Source organism: Pseudoselenomonas caprae (assembly GCF_008271345.1).
GTDB classification, from domain to species: domain Bacteria; phylum Bacillota; class Negativicutes; order Selenomonadales; family Selenomonadaceae; genus Selenomonas_A; species Selenomonas_A caprae.
Genome location: NZ_VTOZ01000002.1, coordinates 34,571 through 53,786, shown reverse-complemented (window position 1 = coordinate 53,786; position 19,216 = coordinate 34,571). Strand labels below are relative to the sequence as shown.

The window sequence follows — 19,216 nt, the reverse complement described above, 5'->3', positions numbered from 1 at the left end:
ATCTCTATCTCTATCTCTGCCGCTATGCCCTAAGCCTTTTCGCATAGACGGATCACTGTATGCTCGAGTATTTCCTCACCAGCCTGCCCCGTCTTGAGCCAATAATCGGCGTCGATGAGCTCCAGCATCGCCGCCTTGAGCACCGCCTCAGGGAACTGCGCCGCCGCCCGGCCAAGCTTTTCCGCGATGAATGGATTGAGTTCCATTGGCTTGGCCAGCGCTTTGCCGCGTATCCCCTTGGCCTGCAAGGTCTTCGCCTGCCAAAGCTGGCGCACATGACGCGTCAGCAGCGACAGGATCACCGTGAAATAAGTGCCATCAGCCAGCTGCCGCTTCAAAAGCATCAATGCTTTGCGGCTGTTGCGCTCGCTTATCGCATCCATCAGCGAGAAGACCGATACCTCCGGCAGGCCGGCAAAGACCTTGACGAGCTCTGCCTTGGTGATGCGGCGCTCCTCGGCGAACAAGGCCAGCTTATCAAACTCCCGGTCCAAGAACTCCAGGGAGATCTGCTGCATCATGCTGACCGCTCCCTGGAAATACGCGTAGGCATCGCGATCGAGCTCGCGGTTCATCGACTGCAGTTTGCCCTGCAGCCAGTCGTTGATGTTCCAAGCGCGCACAGCTTCAGCCTCCAGCACCAGGCCGTATTTCTCTATCGTCTTGTACAGCTTGCGCCGCTTGTCCGCCTTGTCGCCCGTCACGAAGATGACATAGCTGAACGGCGGCATATCCGCCAGCGTCGCCAACAGGCGCTCCATCTTCTTGTCCTTGGCCGCCGCCTTCTTCTCCCCGTCTTGCTTGGCCTTGTCCTTGAACAGCGCCGTATTGCGGAGCAGCAGCACATTTTTGTCAGCAAAAAAAGGAGCCGTCTCGATCATGCCGATAAGATCATCGGTGTCGATATCAGCCGTGATTTTCTGGACAGACTCCGCAGCATCCTGTGGATGCGAAAACAGCCCCGCCATAATCCGTTTCAGGGCCTTGTCGATATAATAATGTTCTTCGCCAGCCAGCAGGAAAAGATGACAATCCTGCTGCTGCTGGAGTTTCACCATAAACTCGCCAAATTTCACGTCATATCCGCATCTTTCTTTTCATCATAGCTTACATTCTCTCCGTATTCTAATATTATAGTAAAAGGGCATCGCTCAGACAAGCGATGCCCCAGTATTTTTTTGCGTCAAAGCTCAGACCAGCCCATGGGCCAGCATGATATCTGCTACCTTGACAAACGCCGTGATATTGGCGCCCGCCACCAGATCATCCGGGTCAGCATATTTCTCGGCATTTGCTTTCGCGCAGCGATAGATATTGGCCATGATGTCCTTGAGCTTGTTGTCGACCTCGGCAAAGGTCCACTGCAGGCGCTCGGAGTTCTGCGACATCTCCAGTGCCGATACGGCAACGCCACCAGCGTTGGCTGCCTTGGCCGGCGCAAACAGCACCTTGTTCTGCTGGAAGTACTCGATAGCCTCCAGCGACGACGGCATATTGGCACCCTCACCGACCGCGATGACGCCGTTGGCTACCAGAGCCTTGGCACTCTCGATATCGATCTCTCCCTGGGTCGCACAGGGCAGTGCCACATCGCATTTGACCGTCCAGACCCCCGTGCAGCCTTCATGGTACTCGGCCTGCGGATGCGCAGCGACATATTCCTTGATGCGGCCACGGCGCACCTGCTTGATCTCCTTGACCGCATCGAGGTCGATGCCATTGGGATCATAGATATAGCCGTCCGAATCGGAGCAGGTAACGACCTTGGCACCGTATTCCTGTGCCTTCTCGATGGCATAAGTCGCCACGTTGCCAGCACCAGAGACGACGAGGGTCTTGTCCTTGAGGCTGATATTCTTGTCATCGAGCATGTTCTTGACGAAATACATCAGGCCATAGCCCGTAGCTTCCGGACGGGCGAGGCTGCCCCAATAGTCCACACGCTTGCCCGTGAGCACCGCCGCATCATAGGCATTGCAGATGCGTTTGTACTGGCCGAACAGATAGCCGATCTCACGGCCGCCTACGCCGATATCGCCAGCCGGCACATCGACATGAGGGCCGATGTGGCGATAGAGCTCCGTCATGAAGCTCTGGCAGAAATGCATGACCTCGTTGTCTGACTTGCCATGCGGATCGAAATCCGAGCCGCCCTTCGCTCCACCGATAGGAAGGCCCGTAAGTGCATTCTTGTAAACCTGCTCAAAGGCCAGGAATTTGAGGATATCGAGGTTGACGCTGGGATGGAAGCGCAAGCCGCCTTTATAGGGGCCGACTGCGCTGTTCATCTGGACGCGGAAGCCGCGGTTGATATGCGTCACGCCCTTGTCATCCTGCCACGGCACCCGGAAGGAGACGACGCGCTCTGGCTCGACCATGCGCTCGAGAATCTTCTGTTCCTTGTATTCCGGATGCTTCTCCAGAACAGGTACGACAGTCTCCAAGACTTTTGAAACCGTGGTTTTGAACTGTTTCTGTTCCGGGTCACGTTTGCCAATGAGGTCCAGGGTATCCTGGACATACTGTTTCATGTCTGCCAAAGTAATCGCTCCTTTTGCCTAGATATTCTATTCTGCCAGCAAGGGTCCCGAAGTTCCCCTCCAACGCTTCTCAGTATACTATATTTCGTTTAAAATGTACATAGATTTGCATAAGAAACACTTTTGTGACAATTTGCCGTCACCAGCAGCTGGCAGGCAGCTGCAAACGTAACATCTGCCGCACAGCTTACATGTTCTGCACATATTGGCGCGGGATCGTCGCCAGGAACGGGCTCTGATGCACGTAATGTCCATACCGCTGCTGGCACCAGGACACGAATAGCTGCTTGCGGGCACGCGTTATCGCCACGTAGAAAAGCCGCTCCTCCTCTGCGAGCTTGCCCGATTTCTCCGCCTGGAATCCCGGGAACGTCCCCGCCTGCATCCCCGCCAGGAACACATAATCAAACTCAGAGCCCTTGGCCTGATGCACCGTGATGATGGGGATCTGGGGCTTCTTCGTCAGCGCGTCAAGCTCGGTGTTCGAAAGCGTCGTGAAGCGCAGGAAGCGCTCGATGGCATCCAGCGGGCGGATCGATTCATCATCGAGGTCGCGCGCCTGCCGGAAAAGATCCCGCAGGTTCTCCACGCGCTGATACTCCTTGTGCTGTGTATAATACTCGCTGATGCCAGCCTCAACGACGATCTTGCCGAGAAGCTGCCAGGGACGCAAATCCCCGGCCCGCTGCCGGAAGGAATCGATAAGTCCTGCCAGGCCGGCGAACTTTTCCTGCCAGACGGCAAAATACTCGCGGCGCTGCGCGCTCTGCGGCCCGATATCCCTCTGCAGCGCAAACATGAGGATTTCCGCCGTTGCCTTGATATCATCGAGCGCATCATGGGAAGATTTATGGCTGACCTTGCAGTAATCTCCCAGGAACTCCAGCTTGTGGTTCGGCAGGTTCGGATAGAACCGGCGGAAGATATCCAACGTATCGTAATAGCAGATGTACGAAAGCTGCGGCAGTCCCAGCCGTGCCAAGTGGCTGCCTAGGATGCGCAGGTCATACGTCACGTTATGTCCGACGATGACAGAACCTGCGGCAAACTCGCAGAACTCCTGGAGCACCTGCGCGGGATCCTGCCCATGCTGTGCCAGCCATTCGTCGCTCATCTTATGCACGCGCACCGAGTCGCCCACGCGGCGCGTCGGCCGCAATACGCGCTGGAATTCCTGCTTGATGCTGCCATCTTTTCCCAGCCGTATGCCAGCAATCTGGATGATCTCATCGCGCGTCGTGTCCACGCCCGTCGCCTCGACATCAAAGACAACGATGTTTTCCTGCGCCAGCGCATCCTGCAGCAGCTGGAAAGGATCGCCATCGCGCCGGGCAAACGGATCGATGAAATCCGTGAGCCGGATGCCCGCCCGGCGGTACTCCGCAGACGACAGCTTGCGGATGGTCGCCGGGCCGATTCCCTCCCCGAAGCGGTTAAGGATGCGCACCAGGCTCGACACATCGTGCTTATTGGCAATCAGGCGCAGGAAGGCCAGCACATCCTTAACCTCCTGCCGCCGGAAAAATTTCATCTCATCGATGAGCATGAAGGGCAGGCGCTGATTCTCAGGCTGCAGCCGGCCCAGCGAGCGGAAATACGCCGACAGGTCTTTGTTGTAGCGGTTGCTGCGCGTCAGGATGCAGACGCGCGCATAGTCCTGCACAGGCAGCTGCTGGATAGCATAGTAGATCCACTGCGCCTCCTCTGCCATATCCATGACACCTTTGAAGACGATCTTTTCCCCATGCTCTTGGCTCACAGCCTGCAAGCCATCGGGGTAAAGCGCCGACACACGCTCGGGGAACAATGCCTGCAAACTCGCAAACGAAGCATTCAGGAGCACCTGCGTCGATCGGTAGTTCTCGTGCAGCACAATACGGCGCGGGTGATATTCCTGCTGGTAGCTGCGCAATACCTGCTCCGGATGTGACCCGCGCCATTCGTAGATGGTCTGGAAGTAGTCGCCGCATAGCAGCAGGCGGCTGCTGCCAAAGATGCGCGCGATGATTCCATATTCCAGTTCACTGGTGTCCTGCACCTCATCGATATTGATATACGAAAAGCGGCGCGCCCATTTGACAGCCACCGCCTCCTGGGCCAGCAGCTGCCCCGCATTGACGATGAGATCCGTGAAGTCCAGACCATGCAGGCCATGCAGCCGCTGGTCGTACTCAGCCGTAAGCGACGGCCCCCAGTCCTGCCAGCCGCTGAACAGCCGCGCATAATAATGGTACGAATCATCGACAGCCAGCGCCTTGACCGCCCCAGCCTCCTTCTGGATGAGCTGCGCGAGCGTCCGCCGGTAGTCCTCCGCCGCATCCTCCGAATAATACCCATAGGCCGCCCGCTTCTCCTTCAGCTGGGCGACCAGGTTCTGCACGGCCATAAGCGGCCACTCCGCCGCGAGGATATCCTTGAGCAGCCCCCGGCAGTCCGTCTCATCAAAGATCGTGAAATCAGCAAACAGGTCTGAGTGCCGCTTGGCCTCGGTCTTGATGACATCGTAGCAGAACCCATGGAAGGTGCGCACGACCACGCGGCTGCCAGCCTCGCCAGCCCGCGCCTCCACACGCTCCCGCATCTCGCGGCAGGCCTTGTTCGTGAAGGTCAAGCAGAGGATTTCCTCCGGCAGTGCCTTCTCCTTGGCCAAGATGTTGGCGATCCGGCAGGCCAGGGTATTCGTCTTGCCCGTTCCCGCCGGAGCGAGCAGCAAAATATTGGCAGACAGTTCTTCCACTGCCTGCCGCTGCTGCTCATTCAATTCCGAAAAGTCTTCCTCCATTTCGCAGCCCCCATCACTCAAGCGTTCAGGGATGACTCAAACACCTCCACACAGGACTTCTTGCGTATCGCGGCTAGCATTTCCTCATACGAAGCCGGCTGCATGCCCATGCGGACAAATTTATCGTGCATCGCAATCTCCATATCCACGGCCGCCTCGGACACTCCGGCAGCCATTGCCTGCGCTTTGAATTCTTCTGCTTGCATCATATTGTCATCCTCCAGCTAGTCATACTCTACAATAATATATTCGTCCCCTATGCGTATTTTCCCTCCCGTCAGGAAGTCTAGGACTTTCTGCCTATCCTTATTCCTCGACGTTCAGGAACTGGAGGAATCCCGTCATATCCAGCACTTCCCGCACATTGGGATTCACATGAACCAGCGTCATCTTGCCCTGCTTGCGCATGAGCTTCTCTGCCACCAGCAGCACGCGCAGCCCTGCCGAAGCGATGTATTCCAGTGCCGAAAAATCCAGTGTGAGTGCCGTGATGCCGGCAATCTCCTGCTTGACACAGGCATCAAGTTCCGGTGCTGTCGCCGCATCCAGCCGTCCTGCCAGCGCCAGCGTCAATTCCGTCCCGTTTTTTTCTTTCTTGATTTCCATGATCGATTGCTCCCTTCTCAGCCTGCTATGATTCCTGCGGCAAAAGCGTCTTGCGCAAAGCAAGGATATTCTTTCCATCTTCCCGCCGATAGCTGACCTCGTCCATGATCTTCTTGACTAAAAATATCCCCCAGCCACCGATTTCCCGGTCCTTCAGATCCACATCCGTCGCTGGATCATCACGGGCCAACGGATCGAAGGGCCGGCCTGCATCCATGAAAATAAGCTCGATTGCCGCCGGATCCTCTGTGACTTTGCCCGCGACCACGACCTGTCCGGTCTGCGGTGCATAGGCATAACTGGCGATATTGACGAAGATCTCTTCCACCGCCACCTCCAGCTGGCTCCGCTCCCTTGACGAGATTGCAGCCAAAGCCATGAACGCATCCAGCCAATCATTGAGCCTGGCAAGATTCTGTATATCCGCATCGAGGACAATCTCCTCCTGCTTCATGCCGGCTCACCCCCCTTTCCCTTATACACTATGGCCAGCATCGTGATATCAGCCATTGCCGCTGCCCTCAAGCGGACAGCCTGCACGGCCGGAAAATTTCTCGCTGCCTCCGGGGCCTCCCGTCTGCAAGCACTTTCCTGAATAGATTTCTGTGAGAAGGTGCCATTTTCCTGCTTGACGCTTCCCTATTCCGCAAACTCCCCTGCTCCGTAGGCCTCTACCCGCATTTTTTCGCCGTCGGTATGGAATACCACCGCCCCATCTTTGTCTGTGCGGTAGATCGTGACCCCTGCCGTTTCCAGCCGCTTGACGACTTCAGGGCGGGGATGGCCGAAGCTGTTATCCGCGCCCACGCAGAATACCCCCCACTTAGGTGCAACGGCCTGGAGGAAAGCCTCCGACGTGGACGTGTCTGAGCCATGATGCCCGACCTTGAGCACCGTGCTTCTGACTTTCTTCCCCTGGGCCAGCAGCTTTGTTTCATTCTCGGTCACCAAGTCGCCAGTGAACAGGAAGCTGGCCTTGCCATAGCTGACCCGATAGACGTTGGAAGCCTCGTTGCCAGCCCGGCCTTTTGCATCGAGCTGCTTGGGTGCGAAGATGACCTCGAGCTTCACACCATCGATGCAGAAGCTGGCCCCTTCCTCAGCTTCTGCCAGCGTGACTGGCGGCACCGCCGGAAGCTGCAAGCTCCTGCGATAGGCTGCAGCCCCTTCGCTGGCCGTGACGACTTTGCCCACCGGCAGTTTCCTGACGATTGCTCCCGCACCAGCGGCATGGTCTTCATGCGCATGCGTCAGGAAGATGTAATCGAGCTTGCGGACACCGTAGTGCCACAGGTAAGGGATATCCACTCGCGCACCCACGTCAAATGCCCCATCGCGCGTGCCGCCCGTATCGATCATGAAGGCGTGATGTCCCGGCGTTATCACGAGACACGCATCGCCCTGCCCCACGTCGATGAAATGCACGGTCATCTCCGCTGGCTGCATATACCGCCAGCCGGCCAACAGGCAGACAGCTGCCAGCAGGACAGCCAGCAGCTGTTTCTGGCGGAGCAGCGCCGCCTGCCATCGCTGCCGCAGCTCCAGAGGCAGCAAGCAGAAGACCAGCCCGCTGTAATAAAGGCCGCTCCAGAAAGCCCCCAGCGATGGCACCCATACCTGACTGGCAGGCAGATGGGCAATGCCGCGCGTCAGCTCTGCAACAGCCCCCAGCAGCAGGCTGTCTCCCGCAAAGACCAGCTTGCCGGCCAGCGGCAGGAAAAAAGCCACGAGCCCCGCCAGCAGCGCCGCCACGATCATCCACTCCAAGATGGGCACCACGAGAAGATTGGCCAAAAGCGCCGCCAGCGACAACTGATTGAAATACCACGCCAGGATAGGCAAGGCCGCCGCCTGGGCCGCTATCGTGATGGCAAAGCTCCCGGCCAGGAACTCCGGCCATCCCCTCTGCAACAGCCAGCCACGGATGGCCGGTGCCAGGTACAAGAGCCCGGCCGTCGCCAGGAACGAGAGCTGGAAGCTGATATGGAACAGCAGCAGCGGCGATACCACCAGCATTACCAGCCCTGTGAGCACGAGAATGCGGCCGGCTGCCTTTTCCCGCTCCAGTGACAAGGCCAGAAACGCCAGTCCGCCCATGATAGCCGAACGTATCACCGGCGGCACACAGCCCGCCAGGATGCTGTAAATGATGATCACGCCAATGACCAGCACAGCCGTCGCCTGCCGCGGCAGCCGGAAAAGCGTCCCCAGCCAAGCCATGACCGCAGCCAGCAGGCTGATATGCGATCCCGACACCGACAGGATGTGGACGATGCCTGCCGTCGTGAAATCCTCCAGCAGCTCCGGACGGATGCCCTCATAGCCCCCAAACAGCAAGGCAAAGATTGCCGCTGCATCCTCACGGGGCATGACCGCAGACATCGCCGCCCGATAATGCTCCCGGACACCAGTGATCCACCGGGCAAAGGCATAGCCAGCCTGGGGCTCGATCGTCACGCCCCGCTTGCCCGCAGCCAGCGAGGCTGTGATTCCCTGCGCCCGCAGCAGTCCCCGCGTATCCAGCTGTCCTGGATTGCGATAGCCATGCGGCGCCTTTATCTTCCCCACAGCCGTAAGCCTGTCGCCCACCTGTGCCGCTGGCACTTCCCCTTCAGCCACACGCGCATAGACATACAAGCCTCCTGAGCGGATCTGTTCATCACCAGCAAGCCTGGCTTTTGACACGTCAAGGGCATACCTGACTTTCCGCTGGCCGGTCAGATCTTCCGTGACCCGCGGCTCCTCCCGCAACGTCCCTGTGACTTTGACCTCCTGCCCCGCCAGATGAACGATATCGTTCTCTGGCAGTGTCCTGGCCGCATCAAACCGCACCCAGCCCAACAGGAAAGCCGCCAGCAGCAACGCCAGCCAGCTCCAGCGGCTGCTGCGCCATATCAGGATGCCACTGGCCCCCGCTGCTGCCAGCAGGGCAGCCATGCCCCAGCTCCCAGCCTGCCAGCCGCAAAACTTCGCCAGTGCCATCCCCGCACAGAGCATGACCAGGCAGCCTGCCAGGAACGGCTGCTGCTGCTGACCCGTTTCCATCGTGCCTCACGCCTTTCCCCGCACGCCTGTCTCAGATACAGAGCTTGTCCTTCATCTTCGCGAACTTCGCCTCACCGATCCCCCGGACCTTCTTGATGTCTTCGATGCGTTCAAAGCTTCCCTGGGTCTCGCGATATTCGATGATGCGCTTGGCCATGGCTGGGCCGACCCCCGGCAGCGAATCGAGCTCCTTTTCATCGGCCGTGTTGATGTTGACGCAGCCATTTCCGTCTTGGCTGCCGGCGGCAGTTTTCCCGTCACCAGCCTTCTTTTCGGGCACGCGCAGCTGCTGGCCGTCCTGCAGGGGCTGCGCCATATTGACGCGCTCCTGGTCTGCAGTCGGCAGCAGCCCGCCGCAGGCATTAACTGCCTCAGCAGCACGTGCGCCTTCGCGGAGCGTCACGACCCCGGGCCTGCTCACAGCACCGGTCACATATACCGTGATTGCGGCCTTCGCATCCTTCTCTTCCTGCACCTCTGCCGCATCCAAGGCCACAGCCTGCTCCTGCATATGCACACCATACATCGTCCCGCCTGCTGCCGCCAGCAGCAGCACCAGCAGGATGAACATGGACTTCTTGTACATCGGCAATGCACATCCCCTCCCTTTGTCTTCCAATCCTCCTTCTACTTCTCTGCCAATGAAAAAACTCCTGCCCGCAGACAGGAGTTTCCTCGCAATATATTATGATAAGTTGTTGGCTAGATCGGTGCGCTCAGGCAATCGCCGTGCGGAAGAAGTCCTCCACGAGACGGTCCCAGCCCATATCGTAAACGTTGCGCTCACCGAGCTCATTCTGATACTGGGCCAAAGCGATGGTCATCAAGGAATCAGCCACGTAGCCGTCATCATCCATGCCAGCTTCTACATAGCTGTCGTGCACGGTATTGACTACCTCATTGAGCCGTTCCTGCGTCATGGTGTTGATGATGTAATACATAGCCGACAAATACTCAGCAGTATCCTTACGATAGCCGGCCGGAGTCTCCTTGACCGCATCCATAATCTGACGCAGCTGGCTCAGCGCTATGAACTTTATTCTCGTAACGTACATGTCTTGAGTAAACATACATCATTCCCCCTAACGTGGATATATCATATCATACATTTACATTGAATGCAATTTGTATGCATGTATACATGTAATACTGTTAATTGAATAATATGACTTTTCTCATAACCGTGCAAGAATGACCTTGCCAGCCAGGGACAATATGCAGTAAAATAAGAAAGAATATATCATACAAAGAGTAGGGAATCATTGATTTGGGGAGGTTTACTTGATGGAAAAGATCAAGCTAAGCAAGGGACAAGTATTACATAAAAAAGGCGATAGCGTCAGCACGTTGGAAATCCTGCTGGCCGGCGCACTGACCCTGACCGACGGCGATGATGTGGAAGTCAGCCTGGGCAGCGGGTCGATTGTCGGGCCAGCGTATGTACCAGCTGAGACATACCGCTTCGATTATATCGCCCGCGAGGAGTCGACGCTGATTGTCCTCGATTACGAGAGCGAGGACGACATCGTCGAGGCCGTCACTGGCACACCGGCCATCGCACCAGTCATCGCAGCGGCCAGCATGGAGGCTGCTGTGAAAATGCTCAACGCGCTGTCGTCGGCTGCCGATTCAGCGGCTGAGCTTTGCAAAGACATCAAATATAATTACAACGAATATCAATTCATGTGCGTGCAGCTCCAGCAGCAGCCTGAGAACTTCGTCTTCATCTCAGCACTGGCGGCACCTGAGCCGGCAGGAACCACAGCAGGCTGGGAAGCCGACCTCTGCCGGGCCTTCTGCGACCGGCGCGCGCTGTTGGAGAAGGAGTTCTATCCGCTCGACACGACCTTCTGCCTCGCCACTGTGATGCGTGCCGCCAGCATCGAGCGGAAGATCTGCGGGCAGCTTGAGGATATGCTCAGTTTCATCAACAATACCAAGCTGATCGCCAAGCCTTTCACCGAGGCCTTCTACGCAGTGAAATCGCGTGTCGACACGAATGCCCGGAGCGACTCCGACGCCGCTCCGCTGATCCACAATGCACTGGATATGATCCTAGCCTTCTCCGGGGTCGACACCGACATTGCCGATACCTTCCGCAAGGACATCAAGACCTACACCGAGGTTGAAGACCGCTGGGCCAAGTCCGACGAGATGCGCCGCCTGCGCATGAGCATCGCCGATGGCTTCTATCGGGTCTACGAGGCTGCGTTCTTCAAGAGCATGGAGACCTCGCTGATTCCGGCCGAGGTCCGCATGTTCTTCCTCTTCGGCTTCGTCGACGAGACGCTGGCGGGTGCCGCCAACACCGAGTATCTCTACCGCACGGCTGTCGGCTGGGAAAATGACCCCGAAGGCCAGATCCTCTGCCTCTACGATTGGCTGCAGAAAATCTACCAGGGCGAGGCCGTCCCCTCCAAGAATGAATTCGACAACGACTGGCCCGAATCGCTGCGCGAGGATGTCCGGACGGGCGTCCTGACCCAGCAGCAGGCCGATGAGCTCCTGGTCGACAACCGGGCCATGGTCAACTTTGAGATCCGCAACATGTTCACGTCAGCCAACAAGGCCACCTACGGGCGCCTGGCTTCCTTCGTCCCGGTATTCAACGCCCAGGATGTCGTGCGGCCTCTCGAGAAGAGCATCGCTTCGCCGGCACTGGTGCGTGCGGCCTTCGACAAGGTCCTTGCTGTCGACTTCGGCTGCTTCTACCGCCCGACGCTGACCTCGTTCTCCGAGTTCAAGATTCCGCACTTCGTCTACAACGCCGAGGTACGCCCCTATGTCATCCTGATGCCGAATTTCGGCAGCCGCGGCCTCATGTGGCAGGAAATCGAAGGCATGCGGCGCGTGACGCCAGCCCATATGATGCTGTCGATCTTCCACTCCGAGGATCTCGACGCCACGATCGTCCATATGTGTGCCCTGTTCCGTTGGGAAATGTGCCGCCGCATCCAGGGCGTGCGCTACGCCGATATCTCCGAGCCGTCACTTACTTCGGAGTACATGAATTATCTCCAGTTCTACCGCAAGAACGGCTATCTCTCCAGCGATATCAAGGAACGCATCAAGCTCACCCTGCAGAAGGCGCGCAACGACTATAAGACCGTCTTCGTCGCTGATTACGAGAAATATATCCAGAGCGAGGCCTACGGCATGCCCAAGCTCAACAAGATCGCCCGCGAGATCCTGTTCAAATACTGCACATTCTCGCAGCGATTCCGCGCAGAACGCGGCCACAGCCCGCAGTATCAGCCTCTCATGGACCGCTGGAACGTTGCCCACAACACCCGCACCCATAACCTTGACCTGATCCTGCGCAAGATCCAGCGCATGAATCCGGATGCTGTCCCCGCCGAGCTCCTGGGCGAGATCAAATTCGTCAATCTCTGATGACAGCAAAAGGCAGCCGCCTGAGAAAAAACTCTCAGGCGGCTGCCTTTTTATTTCCTATTATATTGATCGCTTAGATTGCGTAGAAGTTGACGAGTCTTGCATCGGAGATGCCATCCATGCCCTTGATGACTTCCATGACAGCTGCCGGGATATCATTATCGACCGTCAGCACCATAAGGCTCGTGCCTTCGATTTCGGTCTTGCCGACCTGCATGGCCGAAATATTGATGCCGTTATTGCCGAGCAAGGAACCGATCGTGCCGATGACGCCTGGGCGATTGATATGCGGGCAGACGAGGATGCGCGCATGGGGATCGACGTCGACGCGGAACTTGTTGATGCGGACGATGCGGCCCTCGCTGCCGAACAGCGTGCCCTGTACCGAAAGCTCCTTGCCAGCGACCTGTGCCTTGACCGTGATGAGATTCGTGAAGTCCTCGACTTCCTTCTCCTTGACCTCGGTGACCTTGATGCCACGCTCTTTGGCCAGACCCGGTGCATTGACGTAGTTGACCTCGTTTTCCATGATGGGGTTGAGCATCCCCTTGACGACAGCCGTCGTCAGAAGGCCCGTATTGACCTCGGTGATCTCGCCGTTGTAGATGACCTCGACCTTCTCCACCGGGCCGTCAGCCAGCGACACGACCGTGCCGCCGAGGCGCTCAGCCAGAGTCAGATACGGCGAGATGACCTTCATGACCTGCGGCGATACCGGCGCCATGTTGACGGCCGTCGCTACCGGCTCGCCCTTGAGAGCGGCCAGGATACCCTCGGAGACATCGAGCGATACGCCGATCTGCGCCTCGACCGTCGATGCGCCAAGATGCGGCGTCAGCACGATGCCCGGTACGCCGACCAGCGGATGGTCAGCACCGACCGGCTCGCTGGTGTAAACGTCGATGGCCGCGCCGGCCACGATGCCCTGCTTGACAGCCTCGGCCAGGTCCTCCTCGACGATGATGCCGCCGCGTGCGCAGTTCACCAGACGCACGCCCTGTTTCATCTTCTTCATCTGCTCCATGCCGATCATGCCCTTGGTATCCGGCGTCAGCGGCATATGAACCGTGATGAAATCCGACTGCGTGATGACATCCTCAAAGGTCCCGATCGTCACGCCGAGTGCCTTGGCTCGCTCCTCATTGATATAGGGGTCATAGGCGATGACCTTCATATCAAAGGCCATCGCACGCTTGGCTACGCCTGCACCGATGCGGCCCATGCCGATGACGCCGAGGGTCTTGCCCCGCAGCTCAACGCCGACATACTTCTTGCGATTCCACTCGCCCTTCTGCATCGTCTCGTTGGCAACGGGGATATTGCGCGACATCGCGAGCATCATTGCCATCGTGTGCTCCGTCGCCGCAATCGTGTTGCCGCCCGGCGAATTGATGACAATGATGCCCTTGGCCGTAGCGGCCGGGATATCGATGTTATCGACGCCGACACCGGCGCGGCCGATGATCTTGAGGTTCTTGGCCCGCTCGATGACTTCTGCCGTCACCTTGGATGCCGAGCGCACCATCAGTGCATCATACGCCGGAATGATTTCGAGCAGTTCTTCTGCCGAAATCTTGTCTTTGACATCGACTTCGAATTCTTTCTGTAAAAGCTCAATACCTTTCGGGGAAATACCATCTGCAGCCAAAACCTTCATGTTCATCGCTCCTCCAATATCTTTCGGGAAAATACTTTCCTCATAGAATTCTACACAGACAGAACAAAAACCTTTCAAGAATAGAAAAAGCTCCGTCCCGATTGGGACGAAGCTGAAAGTTCCGTGGTGCCACCCAAGTGATATACGCATATATCTCTCATTGCCGCTGTATCGGGCGTCCCGTCTGACTCATCGCCAGCCGCTCCAAGGTGGAACAACAGGTTCTCCCTCTGACTCGCACCAGCCGTCAGCTCTCTTGGCGGTTAGTCCCTGCTGCTTCCTCTTCCTCGCGTTATCACGTGCCTATTCTTCTGTGCATAACCGTATTATAGCCTCTCCATCTCTCACCGTCAAGTGTGTTTTTCAGAAAAACAATATTTATTTTCATGCTTGCTTTTCATAAATTTCCGCGTTAAAATATAACAAAACGCTATATGTCCACATTGCATGGACGCTCCGTTTTTGTAAATCTGTCAAAAAAACAGCATGATGATTTGTTATAGGAGGTTATCCCATGGAAGCAGACCGCGTATACAATTTCAACCCGGGTCCGGCAACGCTGCCGCTCGAGGTACTCAAGGAGGCTCAGGCCGAGTTCCTGAATTTCAACCATAGTGGCATGTCCATCCTCGAGATCAGCCACCGTGCCAAGCAGTACGCTGAAGTCCACCAGCAGGCCAAAGCTGACATCAAGGAGCTCATGGGGCTTGGTGACGACTATGAAGTCCTGTTCTGCCAGGGCGGCGCCAGCCAGCAGTTCGCGATGATTCCGCTGAACTTCGCTACCAAAGAGCACCCAGGCAGCTACGTCCTCTCCGGCAGCTTCGCGACCAAAGCCTACAAAGAGGCGGAACTCTTGGGTGTGGGCGAGGTTGCCGCCTCTTCCAAGGCAGTCGACTTCCGTCATATCCCGACCCAGGACGAGCTCACGATCAATCCTGAGGCGGCCTATGTCCATCTCTGCTATAACAACACAATCTATGGTACCGAGTACCACTATGTGCCGGATACCCACGGCGTGCCTCTCTTTGCCGACATGTCCTCCGACATGCTCTCGCGCCCGGTAGACTTCCAGAAGTTCGACTTCATCTACGCCGGCGTGCAGAAGAACCTCGGCCCGGCTGGTGTCGTCCTCGTCGTCGCCAAGAAAGAGCTCTTAGCCAAGAGCCCGCAGACGCTGCCGACGATGCTGCGTTACAGCACGTTCCTCGAAAAGGATTCGCTCTATAACACGCCGCCAGCTTTCTGCATCTACATGGTCGGCAAAGTCGCTGCCTGGATCAAGGCCAACGGCGGTCTTGCCGAGATGGAGAAACGCAACCAGAAGAAGGCCAAGGTCGTCTACGATGCCATCGATAATTCGGACGGCTTCTACCGCGGCCATGCCGACAAGGATAGCCGTTCCTTCATGAACGTCACCTTCCGCCTGCCGAGCGAAGAGCTTGAGAAGAAATTCGTCGCTGAAGCCCTCGAGCATCAGCTCAGCGGCGTCAAAGGCCATCGCAGTGTCGGCGGCATGCGCGCCTCCATCTACAACGCTATGCCGTATGAAGGTGCCCTCCGCCTCGCCGAGTTCATGGAAAAGTTCCGCAAGGCCAACGCCTGACAGCATAAATAATTTATAGGGAAAAGACGTCACCGATAACAGTGACGTCTTTTCCCGTGTCTATGCCTGTGCTATAATTGACATGGACAACAAGAATTAGAATGTCACAGATAGGAATTGATAACATGCACATGCGACACACACACTTACTCAATCTTGTAAACCAAAAGAAACGCGTTGCTGTCACGGAGCTTGCGCAGGCACTGGATGTCTCCGAAGTGACCATCCGCAAAGATCTCAATCTCCTTGAGCGCAAAGGTCTGCTGCGCCGCGAGCACGGCTATGCGGCCATGACGGCCAGCGATGACATCGCCAACCATCTCTCCTTCAACTATGAGCGCAAACGCCAGATTGCCCAGCGGGCCGCTGAGAGCATCCACAACGGCGAGACGGTCATGATCGAGTCCGGCGGCTGCTGCGCACTGCTTGCCGAAGAGCTGGCCACCAACCGCCGTGATGTCACCATCATCACCAACTCGGCTTTCATCGCCGACTATGTCCGCAAACAGCCCAATGCCCATATCATCCTTCTGGGCGGCGAATATCAGAATGAGTCGCAAGTCATGATCGGCCCGATGATCCAGACCTGTGTCAGGGATTTTTCGGTCAACAAATTCTTCGTTGGCACAGACGGGCTCAATGAGCACGGCTTCATGTCCAACGACATCATGCGTGCCGAAGCGGCCCGCACCATGGCCAACAGCGCCAATCAGGTCATCGTCCTGACCGAGTCCAGCAAATTCCAGACGACAGGTGTCGTCTCCCTGCTGCCCCTCGAACGCGTCAGTGCCGTCTACACCGATGGCGACGCCGACAGCCAGTCGCTCACGCTGCTCAACAACAGCGGCATCCATGTCTATCCGGTCTGATACGCTGCTGCATAAAAAATCTTTATATCCATCATCAGTAAAAATTACTTGCAAATATACCTAAAGGTGCTATAATATCATCTTGTGAGTTGGTACTAATACTTGCTCAGAAATTATTGACACAGGAGGTATAGACATGCAGGATTTAGCAAAAGTCCTTGGCCAGAAACTCAACAGCTGGGAGTTCCGTGAAGCTTGGGAAGAAAGCTCGATGGAATACGATTTCCTGGACCGTATTGCAACGGTATGTGCAAAAGTTGCTCATAACGCTGATGAAACCAACAACTGATCCGGTTGCCGACAATAAATAAGACCTCACTTCGCTTGAAGTGAGGTCTTTCTTTATTTTGCTGTTTTTTTCGTCTTTTCTGCCGCCGTATTCAGGAAGTAGCGGAAATCCTTGCGCTCACCGCGCTGGATGTCCGACTCGAACATGCGATTCCAGGGGAACGTGACGTTGATATCCTCGAGGCTCTTGAACGGGGGCAGGTTCTCCTGCACGAACTGCTCCATCAAGCGGGTCGACCGCAGGCCTACCGCCTCGCGCTTGGCGTCGAGGGAGCCATAGAAGCCATCGCCGCGCAGCCAGGTCAGCTGGCGCGCCACGATATTGCGCACATTCGCCTGATAGCCCCAATCGTCCAGATACCGCGTGAGCAGCAGCTCATCGACATCGGCATCCTTCATGTATTTCGTGAGCATGCCTGCGCCGATCACAAAGCCCGAGCTGTTGGTCGGCGTGTTCCATCCCGAATACGCCTTGATCTTGAAGAGCAGGCCGCGTTTCTTGAGCTCCTCCATCAGCGCATTGTCAGCGCCGTTGGCGTAAGCGATATCGGCAATGCCCACCGGATATCCCTTGCTGACGTATTCCTGGACGATATCGGCAAAGTATGCAGTGCCCTCGCGCGGACGCCCGTCATTGGCACGATCATTGGCCTCATAGGTCTTGCCATTCGGATTCGTGTTGACCGTCAGTACCAGATCGGCATTCGCAGGGCTCGTCACCGGCATGCCGCCGCCCGCCGTGATGGCCGAGCTTACCGACGCGCTGATCCGCTCATCTGAGTAAGCAGGCACCGTCGCGGGACCACGGCCCCAATTGTAGCGGACGTACACAAACGGCACATCCTTGCGCAGGTTATTGACAGCACGGGACATCAGCAGCATGCCCATCTCGTCGATGCCGGCCATCGTCTGGAACTCCGTCTTGCCCAGATCCTTGCCCTCTTCATCAAGATGCCGGCTCTCCATATGCGTCCGTGAATACGGCGCATTGTCATCGCGGCCCAGCACCAGATAGTTGAACAGCTTGCCGCGGGTCAGCTTGATGAGCTGCTGATTGGCCGAATAGTTCTTGTCACGGCGTCCCAGCCAGTCCTGCATATGCTTGCGCGGAATGAGCTCCTCCAGGAAGGCTGCTTCCTTCGTCTCCCGGCGGGTCAGCCCTTCAACCTCTTCCTTGTCCTTGAGCACGGTATAGCGGAAGATATCCGCGCCATAACTGCGATAGTATTCAGGCTCTTCATGGCCGGATGCCGCGCCCGAACGCGGCGTGCGCATAATCGAACCAAACACATAGAGCGGCAGCTTGGGATTCTCCTTGCGGAATGACTTGAAGTTCTCGGTGCGGGCCAGGATCTGTTCCTTTGTATAGTTGTGCTTGCGTGAGCCGACAAGGCTGCCATAGATCAGCGAATCCGACGAAACAACCGCTGCATCCGCATCCCGGGCATTCTCCTTCAGCCAAGCCCACAACTCATCGGGATGGCCGAGATCCTGCCGGTTGCCCAATAGCTTGTCCGGCGGAACAATCACCTCATAGCCCAGTTTCTGCACCACTTCAGCCGTCTGCTGATTCGATATCGGCCGATTGTCATGGGGTACGTAGATAATCCTGGGCACCACATTCTGCTTATGGCGTGCGGAAGCCATCGGCAATGCCATGACCATCACGCCCAGCACCAGTACCAGTGCCAATATACGCCGTTTCAAAAAACCGCTCCCTTCAATACCTTGCCGGCTCATTCTGCCGTCCTGCTTTTGACCAGTCCCACCAACGCATCCTTCACCTCATCGGGAATGTTGAGTTTCGTCTGGAACTCCACACCGCCTTCCTTCGGAGAGGCATTCCGGATTTCGATCATATCGATGAGCCGATGCCCCTGATACTGCGTCTGGCCAAAGTCTGACTCCGCGAGTACCTTGCTGTAATCCACCCGGACGGTGTTGCCATGGATTTCCAAGGGCAGGTCATCTGAAATCTCGATATGGCCCAGCATGCGCTCCGCCATAGACAGCGATATGCGGGAAAAGACCCAGGACATGAGCCCCTGCGACGGCAGATTGCGCTCGCGCACACGATAAACCATATACGAGGTATCGCCTTCGTGAACAAATTCCTTGATCTCGCCCGAAAGCTCGATCCGCCCCACTTTTGCGTCCGTGTCTGCCGTGATGTCCAGCCGGCCATTGGCATGCGATCTCACCGTCACTGCCTTCACATGCCCCTCCGCGGGGATGCGCTTGGCCAGTGCCTCGTTGATCACATCGTCCGGCACGAACAGTTTTCCCTGGCTGATTTCCAGCAGCGATTCCTTGGACCAGGTCTGCTGGATGACCTTCAGCGCCGGCCCGTAATCCTTGACCGCCTGCTGCACCCTTGACCAGTCGATATTCTGTATCTGTTCCTGCCAACCAGCTGGTAAATCTATCATC

16 protein-coding genes are annotated in these 19,216 nt (G+C 56.9%); 4 read left to right on the top strand and 12 right to left on the bottom strand.

The window, feature by feature from the left end; translation table 11 throughout:
- Positions 1-29: 29 nt before the first annotated feature.
- The 9 genes from holA to FZ041_RS01175 form a co-directional block, all read right to left on the bottom strand.
- Positions 30-1,076: a DNA polymerase III subunit delta gene (gene holA, locus FZ041_RS01215; RefSeq protein ID WP_149188266.1), complete on the bottom strand. Its 1,047-nt coding sequence runs from the start codon at positions 1,074-1,076 to the stop codon at positions 30-32.
- A 114-nt stretch (positions 1,077-1,190) separates the two neighbouring features.
- On the bottom strand, positions 1,191-2,540 hold the full coding sequence (gdhA, locus tag FZ041_RS01210; protein WP_075442194.1) for an NADP-specific glutamate dehydrogenase: 1,350 nt from the start codon (positions 2,538-2,540) through the stop codon (positions 1,191-1,193).
- A gap of 187 nt (positions 2,541-2,727) precedes the next feature.
- Complete coding sequence (locus FZ041_RS01205; protein WP_149188265.1) at positions 2,728-5,322, bottom strand: 3'-5' exonuclease; 2,595 nt, start codon at positions 5,320-5,322, stop codon at positions 2,728-2,730.
- 17 nt (positions 5,323-5,339) lie between these two features.
- A complete protein-coding gene (locus FZ041_RS01200) occupies positions 5,340-5,531 on the bottom strand; it encodes a hypothetical protein (RefSeq protein ID WP_075442197.1) in 192 nt (63 codons plus the stop codon).
- Between the two features lie 97 nt (positions 5,532-5,628).
- The gene (locus FZ041_RS01195; protein ID WP_075442199.1) at positions 5,629-5,928 is read right to left on the bottom strand and encodes an STAS domain-containing protein; all 300 of its coding nucleotides are present in this window, start codon (positions 5,926-5,928) and stop codon (positions 5,629-5,631) included.
- Between the two features lie 25 nt (positions 5,929-5,953).
- Positions 5,954-6,382 carry an ATP-binding protein gene (locus tag FZ041_RS01190; protein ID WP_075442201.1) on the bottom strand — a complete coding sequence of 143 codons (429 nt, stop codon included), beginning with the start codon at positions 6,380-6,382 and terminating at the stop codon, positions 5,954-5,956.
- 185 nt (positions 6,383-6,567) lie between these two features.
- A complete protein-coding gene (locus FZ041_RS01185) occupies positions 6,568-8,973 on the bottom strand; it encodes a DNA internalization-related competence protein ComEC/Rec2 (protein ID WP_149188264.1) in 2,406 nt (801 codons plus the stop codon).
- A gap of 31 nt (positions 8,974-9,004) precedes the next feature.
- The gene (locus FZ041_RS01180) at positions 9,005-9,565 is read right to left on the bottom strand and encodes a ComEA family DNA-binding protein (RefSeq protein WP_149188263.1); all 561 of its coding nucleotides are present in this window, start codon (positions 9,563-9,565) and stop codon (positions 9,005-9,007) included.
- Positions 9,566-9,689: 124 nt separating this feature from the next.
- Positions 9,690-10,043, bottom strand: a complete 354-nt coding sequence (locus tag FZ041_RS01175; RefSeq protein ID WP_143092089.1) for a hypothetical protein — start codon at positions 10,041-10,043, stop codon at positions 9,690-9,692.
- A 214-nt stretch (positions 10,044-10,257) separates the two neighbouring features.
- Here FZ041_RS01175 and FZ041_RS01170 point away from each other — a divergent pair, with 214 nt between their 5' ends.
- Positions 10,258-12,366 (top strand): cyclic nucleotide-binding domain-containing protein, encoded by a 2,109-nt coding sequence (locus FZ041_RS01170; protein ID WP_149188262.1) that lies wholly within the window; start codon positions 10,258-10,260, stop codon positions 12,364-12,366.
- Between the two features lie 73 nt (positions 12,367-12,439).
- Here FZ041_RS01170 and serA read toward each other — a convergent pair whose 3' ends face one another.
- On the bottom strand, positions 12,440-14,023 hold the full coding sequence (gene serA, locus FZ041_RS01165; protein ID WP_075442211.1) for a phosphoglycerate dehydrogenase: 1,584 nt from the start codon (positions 14,021-14,023) through the stop codon (positions 12,440-12,442).
- A 514-nt stretch (positions 14,024-14,537) separates the two neighbouring features.
- On the opposite strand from serA, the gene serC reads away from it, so the two are divergent.
- The 3 genes from serC (at position 14,538) to FZ041_RS14395 (ending at position 16,787) form a co-directional block, all read left to right on the top strand.
- The gene (serC, locus tag FZ041_RS01160) at positions 14,538-15,629 is read left to right on the top strand and encodes a 3-phosphoserine/phosphohydroxythreonine transaminase (protein ID WP_075442213.1); all 1,092 of its coding nucleotides are present in this window, start codon (positions 14,538-14,540) and stop codon (positions 15,627-15,629) included.
- Positions 15,630-15,754: 125 nt separating this feature from the next.
- Positions 15,755-16,498: a DeoR/GlpR family DNA-binding transcription regulator gene (locus tag FZ041_RS01155; protein ID WP_082336123.1), complete on the top strand. Its 744-nt coding sequence runs from the start codon at positions 15,755-15,757 to the stop codon at positions 16,496-16,498.
- 136 nt (positions 16,499-16,634) lie between these two features.
- Positions 16,635-16,787, top strand: coding sequence for a hypothetical protein (locus FZ041_RS14395; protein WP_173370936.1), 153 nt, complete (start codon positions 16,635-16,637; stop codon positions 16,785-16,787).
- A gap of 53 nt (positions 16,788-16,840) precedes the next feature.
- On the opposite strand, the gene FZ041_RS01150 is transcribed toward FZ041_RS14395, so the two are convergent.
- Positions 16,841-18,451, bottom strand: a complete 1,611-nt coding sequence (locus FZ041_RS01150; RefSeq protein WP_149188328.1) for a DUF4127 family protein — start codon at positions 18,449-18,451, stop codon at positions 16,841-16,843.
- Between the two features lie 71 nt (positions 18,452-18,522).
- Positions 18,523-19,215, bottom strand: a complete 693-nt coding sequence (locus FZ041_RS01145) for a hypothetical protein (RefSeq protein ID WP_149188261.1) — start codon at positions 19,213-19,215, stop codon at positions 18,523-18,525.
- Between the last annotated feature and the right edge of the window lies 1 nt (position 19,216).